The sequence below is a fragment of the Thauera sp. genome, from assembly GCF_034003485.1.
Taxonomy (GTDB): Bacteria; Pseudomonadota; Gammaproteobacteria; order Burkholderiales; family Rhodocyclaceae; genus Thauera.
Genome location: NZ_JAVEYL010000050.1, coordinates 1 through 13,140, shown reverse-complemented (window position 1 = coordinate 13,140; position 13,140 = coordinate 1). Strand labels below are relative to the sequence as shown.

General features: G+C 67.7%; 13 protein-coding genes and 1 pseudogene. 6 read left to right on the top strand and 8 right to left on the bottom strand.

The features are described from left to right. Together RBT54_RS17160 and RBT54_RS17155 are read right to left on the bottom strand one after the other, a co-directional pair. The coding region (locus RBT54_RS17160) for a phosphoenolpyruvate carboxylase (protein ID WP_320368237.1) at nt 1–676 on the bottom strand (676 nt) is incomplete at its 3' end. A 60-nt stretch (nt 677–736) separates the two neighbouring features. After that, nucleotides 737–1,192: a thioredoxin fold domain-containing protein gene (locus RBT54_RS17155; RefSeq protein ID WP_320368236.1), complete on the bottom strand. Its 456-nt coding sequence runs from the start codon at nt 1,190–1,192 to the stop codon at nt 737–739. A 94-nt stretch (nt 1,193–1,286) separates the two neighbouring features. Here RBT54_RS17155 and hemC point away from each other — a divergent pair, with 94 nt between their 5' ends. The 4 genes from hemC (at nt 1,287) to RBT54_RS17135 (ending at nt 5,507) form a co-directional block, all read left to right on the top strand. Then, on the top strand, nt 1,287–2,219 hold the full coding sequence (gene hemC, locus RBT54_RS17150; RefSeq protein ID WP_320368235.1) for a hydroxymethylbilane synthase: 933 nt from the start codon (nt 1,287–1,289) through the stop codon (nt 2,217–2,219). Between the two features lie 20 nt (nt 2,220–2,239). Further along, complete coding sequence (locus RBT54_RS17145) at nt 2,240–3,043, top strand: uroporphyrinogen-III synthase (RefSeq protein WP_320368234.1); 804 nt, start codon at nt 2,240–2,242, stop codon at nt 3,041–3,043. 324 nt (nt 3,044–3,367) lie between these two features. Further along, nucleotides 3,368–4,282: a uroporphyrinogen-III C-methyltransferase gene (locus RBT54_RS17140; RefSeq protein ID WP_320368233.1), complete on the top strand. Its 915-nt coding sequence runs from the start codon at nt 3,368–3,370 to the stop codon at nt 4,280–4,282. 10 nt (nt 4,283–4,292) lie between these two features. Continuing rightward, on the top strand, nt 4,293–5,507 hold the full coding sequence (locus RBT54_RS17135) for a heme biosynthesis HemY N-terminal domain-containing protein (RefSeq protein WP_320368232.1): 1,215 nt from the start codon (nt 4,293–4,295) through the stop codon (nt 5,505–5,507). Nucleotides 5,508–5,589: 82 nt separating this feature from the next. On the opposite strand, the gene hemF is transcribed toward RBT54_RS17135, so the two are convergent. The 6 genes and pseudogenes from hemF to dusB form a co-directional block, all read right to left on the bottom strand. Next, nucleotides 5,590–6,498: an oxygen-dependent coproporphyrinogen oxidase gene (hemF, locus tag RBT54_RS17130; RefSeq protein WP_048705812.1), complete on the bottom strand. Its 909-nt coding sequence runs from the start codon at nt 6,496–6,498 to the stop codon at nt 5,590–5,592. A gap of 27 nt (nt 6,499–6,525) precedes the next feature. Beyond that, nucleotides 6,526–6,837, bottom strand: a pseudogene (locus RBT54_RS17125) (YegP family protein); the annotation flags it as partial. A 131-nt stretch (nt 6,838–6,968) separates the two neighbouring features. Continuing rightward, the gene (purD, locus tag RBT54_RS17120) at nt 6,969–8,246 is read right to left on the bottom strand and encodes a phosphoribosylamine--glycine ligase (protein ID WP_320368231.1); all 1,278 of its coding nucleotides are present in this window, start codon (nt 8,244–8,246) and stop codon (nt 6,969–6,971) included. A 31-nt stretch (nt 8,247–8,277) separates the two neighbouring features. Next, nucleotides 8,278–9,867 carry a bifunctional phosphoribosylaminoimidazolecarboxamide formyltransferase/IMP cyclohydrolase gene (purH, locus tag RBT54_RS17115; protein WP_048705805.1) on the bottom strand — a complete coding sequence of 530 codons (1,590 nt, stop codon included), beginning with the start codon at nt 9,865–9,867 and terminating at the stop codon, nt 8,278–8,280. Nucleotides 9,868–9,979: 112 nt separating this feature from the next. Further along, nucleotides 9,980–10,219 carry a helix-turn-helix domain-containing protein gene (locus RBT54_RS17110; protein ID WP_004262710.1) on the bottom strand — a complete coding sequence of 80 codons (240 nt, stop codon included), beginning with the start codon at nt 10,217–10,219 and terminating at the stop codon, nt 9,980–9,982. Beyond that, nucleotides 10,216–11,250, bottom strand: coding sequence for a tRNA dihydrouridine synthase DusB (dusB, locus tag RBT54_RS17105; RefSeq protein ID WP_320368230.1), 1,035 nt, complete (start codon nt 11,248–11,250; stop codon nt 10,216–10,218). Before dusB ends, RBT54_RS17110 begins: the two co-directional genes overlap by 4 nt. Before the next feature lie 219 nt (nt 11,251–11,469). Here dusB and RBT54_RS17100 point away from each other — a divergent pair, with 219 nt between their 5' ends. Both RBT54_RS17100 and RBT54_RS17095 read left to right on the top strand, forming a co-directional pair. Then, entirely contained in the window at nt 11,470–12,498 is a 1,029-nt protein-coding gene (locus tag RBT54_RS17100; protein WP_320368229.1) for a methionine ABC transporter ATP-binding protein, read from the top strand. Beyond that, on the top strand, nt 12,498–13,140 hold a 643-nt coding region (locus RBT54_RS17095), incomplete at its 3' end, for a methionine ABC transporter permease (protein ID WP_320368228.1). The genes RBT54_RS17100 and RBT54_RS17095, both read left to right, overlap by 1 nt.

The following is a 13,140-nucleotide window of genomic DNA, read 5'->3' as shown; positions in this document are numbered from 1 at the left end:
GCGGCAGCTCGCGCAGGAAGGTGGTGTCGAAGTAGGACAGGCCGTTGTTGACCTCGTCGATCACCGACAGCTTGGCCGTGCGCAGGATGCGCGTCTGCCACAGCGTGAGCACCGCGCGGCGCAGCGCCTCGAGGTTGGCCTCGGATTCCTCCGGGGTGAGCTGCATGCGGTCGCGCTCGTCGAGCAGGCGGGCGATCACCGTCTCGCAGTTGAGGATGCTCTTGCGCTGCACCTCGGTGGGGTGGGCGGTGAGCACCGGCGAGACGCGGGCGGTGTCGAAGAACTCGACCAGCCCGGCGGCGTCGGTCGTGCCGCTGGCGAGCGCCGCCTCGAGCGCATGGGCGAGGCTGCCTTCGCGCGGGGCGGAGCCCGCGATCAGGTGCGCGCGCGAGCGGCGGATGTGGTGCTGGTCCTCGGCGATGTTGGCCAGGTGCGAGAAGTAGCTGAAGGCGCGCACGACCTGGATGGTCTGGTCGCGCGACAGCGCATCGAGCATGTCCTCGAGTTCGCGCCGCGCGGCGATGTCGTCGTCGCGGCGGAAACGCACGGAGTTCTGGCGGATGCGCTCGATCAGCTCGAAGGCGGCGGCGCCCTGCTGGTCGCGCACGGTGTCGCCGAGCAGGCGCCCGAGCAGGCGGATGTCTTCGCGCAGCGGCGCGTCTTTGTCCTGGGTCATCTCGAATGGGGCAGTGAGGTTGGTGGGCCGCAGGCGCCCATCGGGGACCTGGCGGAATATTCAGTCGGTGGCGCCCATGCGGCTGCGCGCCTCGTCGATCGCGTTCTCGACATACTGGCCGTAGAAATCCTCGAGCCGCATGCCGACGATATCGTCACCCACGGCGCGGCCGTCGGCGTCGAACACGCGGACGGTCGGCGTGAAGCGTGCCTTCTGCGTCCTTGCCACGGCCCGGTGCGTTGACCGGGTGCCCGAGAAATCCACCAGCGCGGCATCCGAGTCGATGTCGATCTGGCGGAACAGGGCACGCCGGCCCTGGGCCTCGGGAGCCGACATCGGCATGAGGTAACTGCGCGCCGTTTCGCAATAACTGCAGCCGGCCTGGCTGTACAGCACCACCATCGGCATGCGCTCGCTGCGCATGGTTGCCGCATCGCGTGCGAGGTCGCTTGCCTTGGGCAGGGCCGGCGGCGCCGCCGAAAGTGCGATCGGCACGCATGCTAGAATCGCGGCCATCCTGCGCACCATTGGTGCGAACCCTGATGCTGCGGTGCGGCGAAAGTCGAGCCTCCCCGGCATGGTCGAATCCTGTACTTGAGTGATCCCAATCGTGAGCCAAGCGAACCCCGAGCGCATCGTCATCGCCACCCGTGAAAGCCGCCTCGCCCTCTGGCAGGCCGAGCACATCAAGGCTCGCCTCGAGGGATTGTATCCCGGCTGCCGCGTCGAGCTGCTCGGCATGACCACCCGTGGCGACCAGATCCTCGACCGGCCGCTGGCAAAGGTGGGTGGCAAGGGGCTGTTCGTCAAGGAGCTCGAGACCGCACTGCTCGACGGCCGTGCCGACATCGCCGTGCATTCGATGAAGGACGTGCCGATGGTGATGGGCGAGGATTTCGTGCTGCCCTGCATCACCGAGCGCGAGGTACCGCTCGACGCTTTCGTCTCCAGCCGCTACGAGAGCCTCGCCGACATGCCGCCGGGAGCGGTGGTGGGCACCTCCTCGCTGCGCCGCGAATCCCAGATCCATGCCCAGTATCCCTTCCTCGGCGTGACCAGCCTGCGCGGCAACCTCGATACCCGCCTGCGCAAGCTCGACGAAGGCCAGTACGACGCCATCATCCTCGCTGCTGCGGGTTTGACCCGTCTGGGCCTGGGCGAACGCATTCGCTCGGTGATGCCGGCCGAAGTGTCGCTGCCGGCAGCCGGGCAGGGCGCGCTCGGCATCGAGTGCCTGGCCGCGCGCAAGGACGTGATCGGCTGGCTCCAGCCCTTGGTCCACGCCGACACCACCGCCTGTGTGCTGGCCGAACGCGCCGTGGCGCGCGCGCTTGCCGGCAGCTGCGAGGTGCCGCTCGGTGCCTATGCGCTGATCCGCGAGGGCAAGGTCTGGTTGCGCGGCTTCGTGGCCAGACCGGATGGCAGCGAGATCGTGCGCGCTGAACGCGAGGGCTCGCCGGCCGAGGCCGAGGCCCTGGGCCGAGCGCTGGCTGAAGACCTGCGGGCGCAGGGGGCAGAGGCGATCCTCGCCGACCTCGGCTGAGCGGCGCGTTCGCATCCGGCATGCACATCGATAACCAGGCGGCCGCCCACGGCGAGTCCCTCCCCCTCGCAGGGCGCACGCTGGCCGTGACACGGCCGCTGGAACAGGCCGGCAGCCTGTGCCGCCGCATCGAGGCGGCGGGCGGAACGGCGATCCGCTTTCCGGTGCTGGCCATTGCACCGGCACCCGATCCCGCGCAGCTCGAGGCGATCGTGCCGCGCCTGGACGAGTTCGACCTGGCCTTCTTCGTCAGCCCCAATGCGATACACCATGCGCTCGAGTTCGTCCTTGCACGTCGGGCCTGGCCTGCCGGCTTGCGCGTGGCGACGGTGGGCAAGGGGAGCGAGCGGGTGCTGCTGGAACGCGGCTTTCGCGACCCGGTGGTGCCGCAGGACGGTTTCGACAGCGAATCGGTGCTGGCCTTGCCCGAGTTTTCCGCCGGGGCGATCCGTGGCCGCAAGGTGCTGATCTTCCGTGGCGATGGTGGACGCGACCTGATTCGCGACACCTTGCGCGAACGCGGCGCGCACGTGGAATATGTCACCTGTTACCGGCGCTACTGCCCGAAGCTCGACCCCGCGATCCTGCTGCAGCCTGCCGCACACGGCAAACTCGACGGCTTGTTGCTCACCAGCAGCGAGGGCGTACGCAATCTGTGCAGCATGTTCGGTGCCGAGGACTTGCGTGCGCTGCAGGCGGTGCCAGTGTTTGCGTCCCATGCGCGCATCGCCGCGGAAGCACGTGAGGCAGGCTTCGCCGTGGTCATCGAGACGCCGGCCGGTGACGAAGGACTGCTGCAGGCATTGACGAGGCACTTTGGTTAAACTCTGGCCATGAACGACGAAACCCCCGCACTGACTCAGCCGCCGGGCGCGGCCCAAGCTTCCCGCAAGGACGATGACATGCCCGAACGATCGACCGGGAACGCCGCGCCTTCCGCGCCGACACGCCAGACCGTGGCCTGGTGGGCTTTGCTTGTTGCGCTGCTAGCCTGTTGCGCCGCGGCATGGGCTGCCTGGCAGGCACGCGATACCCACGAACAGGCGGTGCAGTTGCGCGAGACGCTTGCCAGCCGGCTTGCCGAAGGCGAGAGCGTTGCCACCGAGGCGCGGGGCATCGTGCGCCAGCAGCAGGAGACCATCGCCTCGATGCAGGGCAAGCTCGGCGCGCTGGAGGCAAAGGTGGAGGCGACCGAAGGTCAGGCTTCGGCGCTGGAAGCGATGTATCAGGAGTTCTCGCGTTCGCGCGAGGACAGCGTGGTGGCGGAAGTCGAGCAGGCCGTTGCGCTCGCAGCCCAGCAATTGCAACTGGCGGGTAACCTCGAGGCCGCCCTGATTGCCCTGCAGCAGGCGGATGCACGTCTTGCGGCGCATGACCGCGGACAGTACGCGAGCTTGCGGCGGGCGCTTGCGCGCGACATCGAGACGCTGAAGCTGCAGCCGGTCATCGATGTGCCCGGGCTTGGCCTGCGGCTTGAGCGGCTGCTGGAACGCGCAGATGCCATGCCGCTCGCATTCGAAGGCCAGCTCTCGGCGACGGTGGCCGAGACGCCGGCAGCGAAGGCTCAGGTTGACGCGACGACCGATGCGTGGACGACGAAGGCGCTCGGCTATGCGCGCGAGCTGATTGGCGACGTGTGGCACGAGGTTCGCGGGCTGGTGCGCATGGAGCGGCTGGATCAGGACGATCCGGTGCTGCTGGCGCCGGCGCAGAACACTTTCCTGCGCGAGAACCTGAAGATCCGCCTGCTCACGGCCCGCCTTGCATTGCTTGCGCGGGATGGGCGCACCTATTCCGCCGACCTGGCTCAGGCCAGGGTGTGGATCGAGCGCTTCTTCGACCGTCGTGATGAGCGCGTGCAGATGGCGCTGCAGGAATTGCGGGAGCTCGAGTTGGTTTCGATTCGCACCGAGCTGCCGACGCTGACCGAGAGTTTTGCTGCGCTGCGGACCATGCAGGTGCGTCCGGAGCGCCCGCTTCAGCCGGCGATTCCGCGTGCCGAGCCGAGCGTGCCCGCGACGGAACAAATCCCTGCCGGCGCAAATCGCGCGCCAGCGCGTTGAGGGGGTCACGATGCGTACCCTGATCTGGCTGATCGGCATTTTCGCCCTGGCCGTCGGCGTGGCCATGGTAGCCGGGCTCAACGATGGCTACGTGCTGCTGGTGGCGCCGCCATGGCGCGTGCAGTTGTCGCTCAACCTGCTCGTCGTCATTGTCGTCGTGGGGTTTGCGCTCGCATATGCGCTGATCCGCATCATCAGCCGCACCCTGCAGCTGCCCGGTCGGGTGGCGCAATGGCGGGAACGCCGCCGTCGCGCACGGGCTGGTCGTGCGTTGAACGATTCGATCAATGCGCTGTTCGAAGGGCGCTTCTCGCAGTCGCTGAAATCGGCTTCGCGCGCTTACGAGACGGGCGAGGGCTCGTCGATGGCCGCACTGATCGCGGCCCGTGCGGCACATGCGTTGCAGGACGAACCGCGGTACCGGGAATGGCTCGGACATGCGGCCGAGCACGGTGCGCAGGGTGAGGTGGCGCGGCTGATGACCGAGGCCGAACTCGCCATCGAGGCCCGCCGGTTCGACGAGGCCGCGGCCAAGCTGGCCACGCTGCGCGCGGGCGGAAATCGTCACATCGCCATGCTGCGTCTGGAGGCGCAGGTGGCCTCGGCCCTGGGTCGATGGGAGGAGCTGGTGCAGACGGTGCGCCAACTGCGCAAGCACAAGGCATTGACCGACGAGCAGGCCGCGCCCATGTTGCGCCGCGGTCATGTCGAACGCATGCGCGAGCTGGCGGGCGACGGTGATGCGCTGGCCGCGTACTGGAAAGACATCCCTTCCGTTGAGCTGCAGGACCGGGGGCTGATCGAGCGCGTGTTGCCGCTGCTTGCTGCGGTCGGGCGGGGTGAGCTTGCCCGCAAACAGGTCGAGCGCCTGCTCGACGAGCGCTGGGACTCGGGGCTGGCGCGCCAGTACGCGTACTGTGCGGCGACCGAAGGCGATGTGCGCGCCTGTCTGCAGAAGGCCGAGAGTTGGCTGCCGCAGCAGTCGCGCGATGCCGGCCTGCTGTATGCGCTGGGTCAGCTCTGCCTGAACGCGCAACTCTGGGGCAAGGCGCAGAGCTACCTGGAGGCCTCGGTCCAGCATGGGGCGACGGTCGACGCCCACCTTGCGCTTGCCCATCTGCTGGAGAAGCTGGAGCGCACCGACGCAGCCCAGGGGCAGTATCGTGCGGCGGCCGAAATGGTGGCCGGCAAGCAGAAGACCGCGGTGGCACTGCTGCCGGCGTAAAACAGCCGAGTTTTGCTCGGGCGGGCGCGCCTGTCGCGGCGCGCGCGCTCGAGGCGACAGCGCCCGGGTTCGAGTCGAGGCCTCAGGCCCAGTCGCGTGGCTTCAGGTATTCGTCGTAGAGCCGGGCTTCGGGCGAACCGGGCTCGGGGTGCCAGTCGTAGCGCCACTTCACGATCGGCGGCATCGACATCAGGATCGACTCGGTGCGCCCGCCCGACTGCAGGCCGAACAGCGTGCCACGGTCGAACACGAGGTTGAACTCGACGTAGCGCCCGCGCCGGTAGGCCTGGAAGTCGCGTTCGCGTTCGCCGTAGGGGGTGTCCCGGCGGCGTTCGATGATCGGCAGATAGGCGTCGAGAAAGGCGTTACCCACCGACTGCGTCAGGCCGAAGGCAGTGCCGTAGTCCGTCTTGCCGTCGGCACCGAGATCGTCGAAGAACAGCCCGCCGACGCCGCGCGGCTCGTTGCGGTGCTTGAGGAAGAAGTAGCGGTCGCACCAGTCCTTCAGGCGCGCATATTCCGCTTCGCCGCCGAACGGCACTACGGCGGCCTTGCAGGTGGCGTGGAAGTGGCGCACATCCTCTTCGAACGGGTAGTAGGGCGTCAGGTCCATGCCGCCGCCGAACCACCATACGGGCGGCTTGCCTTCGGCAATCGCGACGAAGCAGCGCACGTTCATGTGCACCGTCGGGCAATAGGGGTTGCGCGGGTGCAGCACCAGGGACACGCCCATGGCCTCGAACCGCCGGCCGGCGAGTTCCGGGCGGTGCGCGGTGGCGGACGCCGGCATGCCGTCGCCCATCACGTGCGAGAAATTGACGCCGCCGCGTTCGAAGAAGTTGCCGTCCTCGATGACGCGGGTGAGCCCGCCACCGCCTCCTGGTCGCTCCCAGCCGTCCGCCTTGAAGGCCATGCCATCGAAGGCCTCGAGACGGCTGACGATGCGTTGTTGCAGATCGGTGAACCAGGGTTTGACGGTGGCAGGATTCATCGTGGAGCAGCTCTTGTCATCGACCGGTGCGTCGGCGGCGCCGGCCTTGGTCGCGGCGACCGCCGCTTCGCAGGCGGCAGCATCGGCGAACATCGGGCTGGTGCCGATGACCTGGCCGTTGCTCGCCTTGAGGTTGAAGTAGGGGCGACCGTCCGAGGCCGTCTTCAGGTCATAGCGTTTGTCGTCGGCCGCGTTCTTGCGTACCGACTCGACACCGTTCGTGCAACTCGTCTTGGCGTTGTAACCCTCGCTACGCAGCAGCGTCTTGCCGTCGCCGCTGAGCAGCTTGAAGTGGAACTCGCCCTTTTCGTTCTTCGTAATCTCGAATCTGACGGACATCGGTGTCTCCATGACTGATCACTCGGGATGCGCGCGCCCTATGCGTGCGCAGCGATAGGATAGTCGTGAAGGTGGCGGATGTCAGCGCATGCGGACATCCGCGGTCGACCGCCGTCTGCGGTGCGGAGGGGTCAGCTCTTGCGCGAGAGCGCGCGATGACCGATGTCGCGGCGATACTGGCGACCGTCGAAGCTGATGCCGTCAGCCACCTCGTAGGCGCGCTTCTGTGCGGTGCGCACGTTGTCGCCGAGGGCGGTGACGCACAGCACGCGGCCCCCTGCGGTAAGGATCTGACCGTCCTGTTCGGCGGTGCCGGCATGGAAGACGTGTGCATCCTCCAACTCGCCGCCGGGCAGGCCGGTGATGACGTCACCCTTGCGCGGGCTGTCGGGGTAGCCCGCGGCGGCGAGCACCACGCCGAGGGCGAAACGGCGATCCCATTCGGCTTCGGTCTGGTCGAGCTTGCCCGCGATCGCTGCCTCGACGAGGTCGGCGAGGTCGGTCTTGAGCCGCATCATGATCGGCTGCGTTTCCGGATCGCCCATGCGGCAGTTGAATTCGACCACGCGCGGCTTGCCTTCGCCGTCGATCATCAGGCCTGCATACAGGAAGCCGGTGTAGGGCAGGCCGTCGGCGGCCATGCCGGCCAGCGTGGGGTTGATGATCTCGCGCATCACGCGCGCATGCACGTCGGGCGTCACCACCGGGGCGGGCGAGTAAGCGCCCATGCCGCCGGTGTTGGGGCCTTCGTCGCCGTCCTTCAGGCGCTTGTGGTCCTGGCTCGTCGCGAGGGCCATCGCATGGCGGCCGTCGGCCATGACGATGAAGCTGGCTTCCTCGCCTTCCATGAACTCCTCGACGACGACGCGCGCGCCTGCATCGCCCATCCTGTTGTCGAGCAGCATCATGTCGATCGCGGCGTGCGCCTCGTCGGCGCTCATGGCCACGACCACGCCCTTGCCGGCGGCGAGGCCATCGGCCTTGATGACGATCGGCGCGCCTTCGGTGTCGATGTAGGCGTGCGCGGCCGCTGCGTCGGAGAAGGTGCGGTACTTGGCGGTCGGGATGTTGTGGCGGACCAGGAACTGCTTGGCGAAGTCCTTCGAGCTTTCGAGCTGGGCGGCGGCCTTGGTCGGGCCGAAGATCGGCAGGCCGGCGGCGCGGAAGGCATCGACCACGCCGGCCGCGAGCGGCGCCTCGGGGCCGACCACGGTGAACCCGACCTGCTCGTGGCGGGCGAGATCGACCAGGTCGGACACCGCGGTGACGGACACGTTTTGCAGCTTGGGCTCGCGCGCGGTGCCGGGGTTGCCCGGTGCGACCAGCACGCGGGTGACCTTGGGCGAGTGGGCGAGCTTCCAGGCCAGCGCGTGTTCGCGGCCGCCGGAACCGATGACGAGGACTTTCATGAGGCGCTCCGTGTTTCTGCGGGGACGATGCTTAGTGGCGGAAATGGCGGAAGCCGGTGAACACCATGGCGATGTTCTGTTCGTCGGCTGCGGCGATCACCTCGGCGTCGCGCATCGAGCCGCCGGGCTGGATCACCGCGGTGGCGCCCGCCTGGGCGAGCACGTCGAGGCCGTCGCGGAACGGGAAGAAGGCATCCGAGGCAACCACGCAGCCGGCAATCTGCAGGCCGGCGTTCTCGGCCTTGATCTTGGCGATGCGGGCCGAGTCGACACGGCTCATCTGACCGGCGCCGACGCCGATGGTCATGCCGTCCTTGCAATACACGATGGCGTTCGACTTGACGTACTTCGCCACGCGCCAGGCGAACAGCATGTCACGCAGCTCGGCTTCCGTCGGCGCGCGCTTGGTGACGACCTTGAGGTCGGCGATCTGGATGCGGGCTTCGTCGGCGCTCTGCACCAGCAGGCCGCCGCCCACGCGCTTGTAGTCGAAGGCACCGGCGGGCTGGCCGAGTGCACAGGTGAGCACCCGCACGTTCTGCTTGGCGCGCAGCAGCTCGAGTGCTTCGGCGGTGTAGGCGGGCGCGATCAGCACTTCGAGGAACTGGGCGGAGACGGCCTCGGCCGCGGCGCGGTCGACTTCGCCGTTGAAGGCGATGATGCCGCCGAAGGCCGAGGTGGGGTCGGTGGAGAAGGCCTTCTTGTAGGCTTCCAGCGGGGTGGCGCCGAGGGCCACGCCACAGGGGTTGGCGTGCTTGACGATGACGCAGGCCGCGGCCGGGCCGTCGAAGGCCTTGACGCATTCCCATGCCGCATCGGCGTCGGCGATGTTGTTGTACGACAGCTCCTTGCCCTGCAGCTGGGTGTAGCCGGCGACGCCGCCCTCGGCTGCGCCGGGCTGGCGGTAGAAGGCGGCGGTCTGGTGCGGGTTCTCGCCGTAGCGCAGATCCTGAACCTTGTCGAAGGCGAGCTGAAGGCGCTCGGGGTAGGTCTGCAGCGACACGTCGCCGGCCTCGTTGGTGACCAGCGCGGTGAGGTAGTTGGAGATTGCCGAGTCGTAGCGCGCGGTGTGGGTGAAGGCCTTCACTGCCAGCGCGAAGCGGGTCTTGTGGCTGAGCTTGCCGGCGTTGGACTTGAGCTCGGCGACGATGCCGGTGTAGTCGTCGGGGTCGGTGACGATGCCGACGCCGCCGTCCTCGTTGCCGTGGTTCTTGGCCGCGGCGCGCACCATGGTCGGGCCGCCGATGTCGATGTTCTCGATCGCGTCTTCCAGCGTGCAGTCGGGCTTGGCCACGGTCTGCTGGAAGGGGTAGAGGTTCACCACCACCAGGTCGATGCGGCCGATGTCGTGTGCGGCGATCGTGTCCATGTGCTCGGCGAGGTCACGACGAGCGAGGATGCCGCCGTGCACCTTCGGATGCAGGGTCTTGACGCGGCCGTCGAGCATCTCGGGGAAGCCCGTGTGTTCGGAGACGTCCGTCACCGGCAGGCCGGCTTCGCGCAGCAGGCTGGCAGTGCCGCCGGTCGACAGCAGCTTGATGCCAAGGCTGGCGAGTTCGCGCGCGAAATCGAGCACGCCGCGTTTGTCGGAAACACTGATCAGGGCTTGGGTGACGTTCATCGTGGGACCGGAAGCAAGTTTGAAGGGGAAGCGGAAAAGTCTTGGACTGCGAGGTGCACGAAGTGCAGGAATTGCACGCGCGCGGCACGAGACGGCCGCAGCGCCGGTTTTCTTACAGCAGTTCGTAGTCGGTCAGTTTGCGACGCAGCGTGTTGCGGTTGATGCCCAGCATTTCGGCTGCGACGGTCTGGTTGCCCTTGGCCTGCTCGAGGACGAACTGCAGCATCGGGCGCTCGACGTTGCGGATCACCATGTCGTGGATGGCGGCGGGCTTCTCGCCGTCGAGGTCGCGGAAGTACTGGTCCAGCGTGCGGACGACGGCGTCCGCGATCTCGTTGCTGCGGCTGGTCATGCTGCGAGTTCCTGCGGGCATCCGGCTTGCGGGTCCGTCTCGTAGCTCAGGCGGGCGTCGGCCTCTGCGAGCAGGCCGAAGAATTCGTCCACCGCGGCGAGCTGGGAGGGGATGTCGGGAATCTGGTTCATCGCGCGGCGGAAGGCCGCCGAGCCCACCAGGCCCTTGGTGTACCAGGAGATGTGCTTGCGCGCGATCTTCACGCCGCGCTCGTCGCCATAGAAGCCGTACAGATCGGCGAGGTGCTCGCGGCAGACCTGATGGATCTCGCTGACCAGCGGCGGCGGCATCAGCTCGCCGGTGGCGAGGTAGTGCTCGATCTCGCGGAAGATCCACGGCCGGCCCTGCGCGGCGCGGCCGATCATGACGCCGTCGGCGCCGGTGTAGTCGAGCACGTGCTTGGCTTTCTGCGGGCTGGTGATGTCGCCGTTGGCGATCACCGGGATCTTCACCAGCGTCTTGACGTGGGCGATGGTGTCGTACTCCGCTTCGCCCATGTACTGGTCGGCGCGGGTGCGGCCGTGGATGGCGATGGCGCGGATGCCGGACTCTTCGGCGATGCGGGCGATCGTCGGTGCGTTCTTGTTGGCGCGGTTCCAGCCGGTGCGGAACTTGAGCGTGACCGGGGTATCCGGCACGGCCTTGACCACCGCCTCGAGGATGCGCGCGACCAGCGGCTCGTCCTGCATCAGCGCCGAGCCGGCCATCACGTTGCACACCTTCTTGGCCGGGCAGCCCATGTTGATGTCGATGATCTGAGCGCCGTTGTCGGCGTTGTACCGGGCGGCCTCGGCCATCATCGCCGGGTCGGCGCCGGCGATCTGCACCGAGATCGGATCGACCTCGCCGGTGTGGTCGGCGCGGCGGCGGGTCTTCTCGCTGCCGTAGAGCAGCGAGTTGGAGGTGACCATCTCGGACACGGCCACGCCGGCGCCCAGTTTCTTGCACAACTGGCGGAAAGGACGATCCGTCACGCCCGCCATGGGAGCGACGAAAAGGTTATTGCGCAAGGCGAAGCCGGCGAACTGCATGGACGGGTCAGGCGAGGGAAAAGGCGGCATTTTACCTCATCGCTCAAGTGCTTGGGCGCGCTTGCCGTTGCGTCGGTGCAACCCCGCTGCTGCGGGCGGGCGTCTGCCGGCGCAGTCGGACATGGAGGAAGCTGCCGTGCGCCTTGTGCGCACGCATGGTGCCGAATCCTGTGCACAGGTAAAATCCCGACCCTTTTTCCCGTTCGGGACCTGGTCGCCGTGATCCGCATCGAAAACCTGCGCAAGACGTATCGTGCCGCCGACGGCCGCGAGGTCGAGGCGCTCGCCGACATCAACCTCGAGATCGGTGCCGGCGAGGTGTTCGGCATCATCGGTCGATCCGGCGCCGGCAAGAGCACGCTGATCCGCACCCTGAATCTGCTCGAGCGCCCCTCGGCGGGGCGCGTGCTGGTCGAGGGCGAGGACATCACCACGCTCGACAGCGAAGGCCTCTACGCACTGCGCCGTCGCGTCGGCATGATCTTCCAGCACTTCAACCTGCTCAATGCCAAGACGGTCGCCGACAACATCGACTGGCCGCTGAAGGCGACCGGGCATACCAACGCCGCCGCGCGCGCCGCGCGGGTGCAGGAGTTGCTGGCGCTGGTCGGCCTGTCCGAGCACGGGCACAAGTATCCGTCGCAACTCTCGGGCGGGCAGAAGCAGCGCGTCGGCATCGCGCGCGCGCTGGCCAACCGCCCCCAGCTGCTGCTGTGCGACGAGGCGACCTCGGCGCTCGATCCCGAGACCACGCAGTCCATCCTCAAGCTGCTGCTCGACATCAACCGCCAGCTGGGGCTGACCATCGTGCTGATCACCCACGAGATGCAGGTGATCCGCACGATCTGCGACCGCGTCGCGGTGATCGACGGCGGGCGCATCGTCGAGTCGGGCAGGGTGGCCGACGTCTTCCTGCATCCGCAGCATCCGGTCACGCGCAGCATGGTGGCGCAGAGCGACGCGCTCGCGGCGGCAAGCTTCGACCCCGCGCACGCCTACATGAGCGACAAGCTGCGTGGCACGCTGGTGCGCCTGACCTACATCGGCGATGTGACCTACCAGCCGATCCTGAGCCGCATCATGGCCGGGGCGAAGGTGCAGATCACGATCCTGCAGGGCGAGGTCTCGAGCATCAAGGATGTGCCCTTCGGCCAGCTGCTGCTCGAGCTCGAGGGGAGCGAGGACGACATCCGGGGCGTGTTCGCCGAGCTCGACCGCCACCAGATCCACCATGAGGTGCTGCAGTAATGGACCTGTCCGTCATCGACTGGAGCGACATCTGGCTGGCGACCTGGGAAACCCTGGTCATGACCGGCGTGTCGCTGTTCTTCACCATCCTGCTCGGGCTGCCGCTGGGCATCCTGTTGTTCGTCACCGCCAAGCGCCAGCTGCTGGAGCAGGGTTTCGTCTATACGGTGCTGTCGTTCGTGGTCAACGTGCTGCGCTCGGTGCCCTTCCTGATCCTGCTGATCGTGATGATCCCGGTCACGGTGATCCTGATCGGCACCTCGCTCGGTGTGGAAGGCGCCATCCCGCCGCTGGTGGTGGGCACTGCGCCTTTCTTCGCGCGCCTGGTCGAGAACGTGCTGCGCGAGGTCGATCGCGGCGTCATCGAAGCCTGTCAGGCGATGGGCATCCGCACCCACCGCATCATCTTCGGCGCGCTGCTGCCGGAGGCGCTGCCCGGGCTGATCGCGGCGATCACCGTGACGGCGATCACCTTGATGTCCTATGCTGCGATGTCCGGCGTGATCGGCGGCGGCGGCCTCGGCGACCTCGCGATCCGTTTCGGCTATCAGCGCTTCCAGACCGAGGTGATGGTGATCACCGTCGCCCTGCTGGTCGTGCTCGTCCAGATCATCCAGTACTCGGGCGACCGCCTGGTGCTGT

What these genes read in the sequence shown, in the direction of transcription:
- purD (WP_320368231.1), bottom strand. Translation starts at nt 8,246, where the DNA reads ATGAAAGTCCTCGTCATCGGTTCCGGCGGCCGCGAACACGCGCTGGCC.
- dusB (WP_320368230.1), bottom strand. Translation starts at nt 11,250, where the DNA reads ATGCAGTTCGCCGGCTTCGCCTTGCGCAATAACCTTTTCGTCGCTCCC.
- purH (WP_048705805.1), bottom strand. Translation starts at nt 9,867, where the DNA reads ATGAACGTCACCCAAGCCCTGATCAGTGTTTCCGACAAACGCGGCGTG.
- RBT54_RS17145 (WP_320368234.1), top strand. Translation starts at nt 2,240, where the DNA reads ATGCACATCGATAACCAGGCGGCCGCCCACGGCGAGTCCCTCCCCCTC.
- RBT54_RS17110 (WP_004262710.1), bottom strand. Translation starts at nt 10,219, where the DNA reads ATGACCAGCCGCAGCAACGAGATCGCGGACGCCGTCGTCCGCACGCTG.
- RBT54_RS17140 (WP_320368233.1), top strand. Translation starts at nt 3,368, where the DNA reads ATGCAGGGCAAGCTCGGCGCGCTGGAGGCAAAGGTGGAGGCGACCGAA.
- RBT54_RS17155 (WP_320368236.1), bottom strand. Translation starts at nt 1,192, where the DNA reads ATGGCCGCGATTCTAGCATGCGTGCCGATCGCACTTTCGGCGGCGCCG.
- RBT54_RS17135 (WP_320368232.1), top strand. Translation starts at nt 4,293, where the DNA reads ATGCGTACCCTGATCTGGCTGATCGGCATTTTCGCCCTGGCCGTCGGC.
- hemF (WP_048705812.1), bottom strand. Translation starts at nt 6,498, where the DNA reads ATGAATCCTGCCACCGTCAAACCCTGGTTCACCGATCTGCAACAACGC.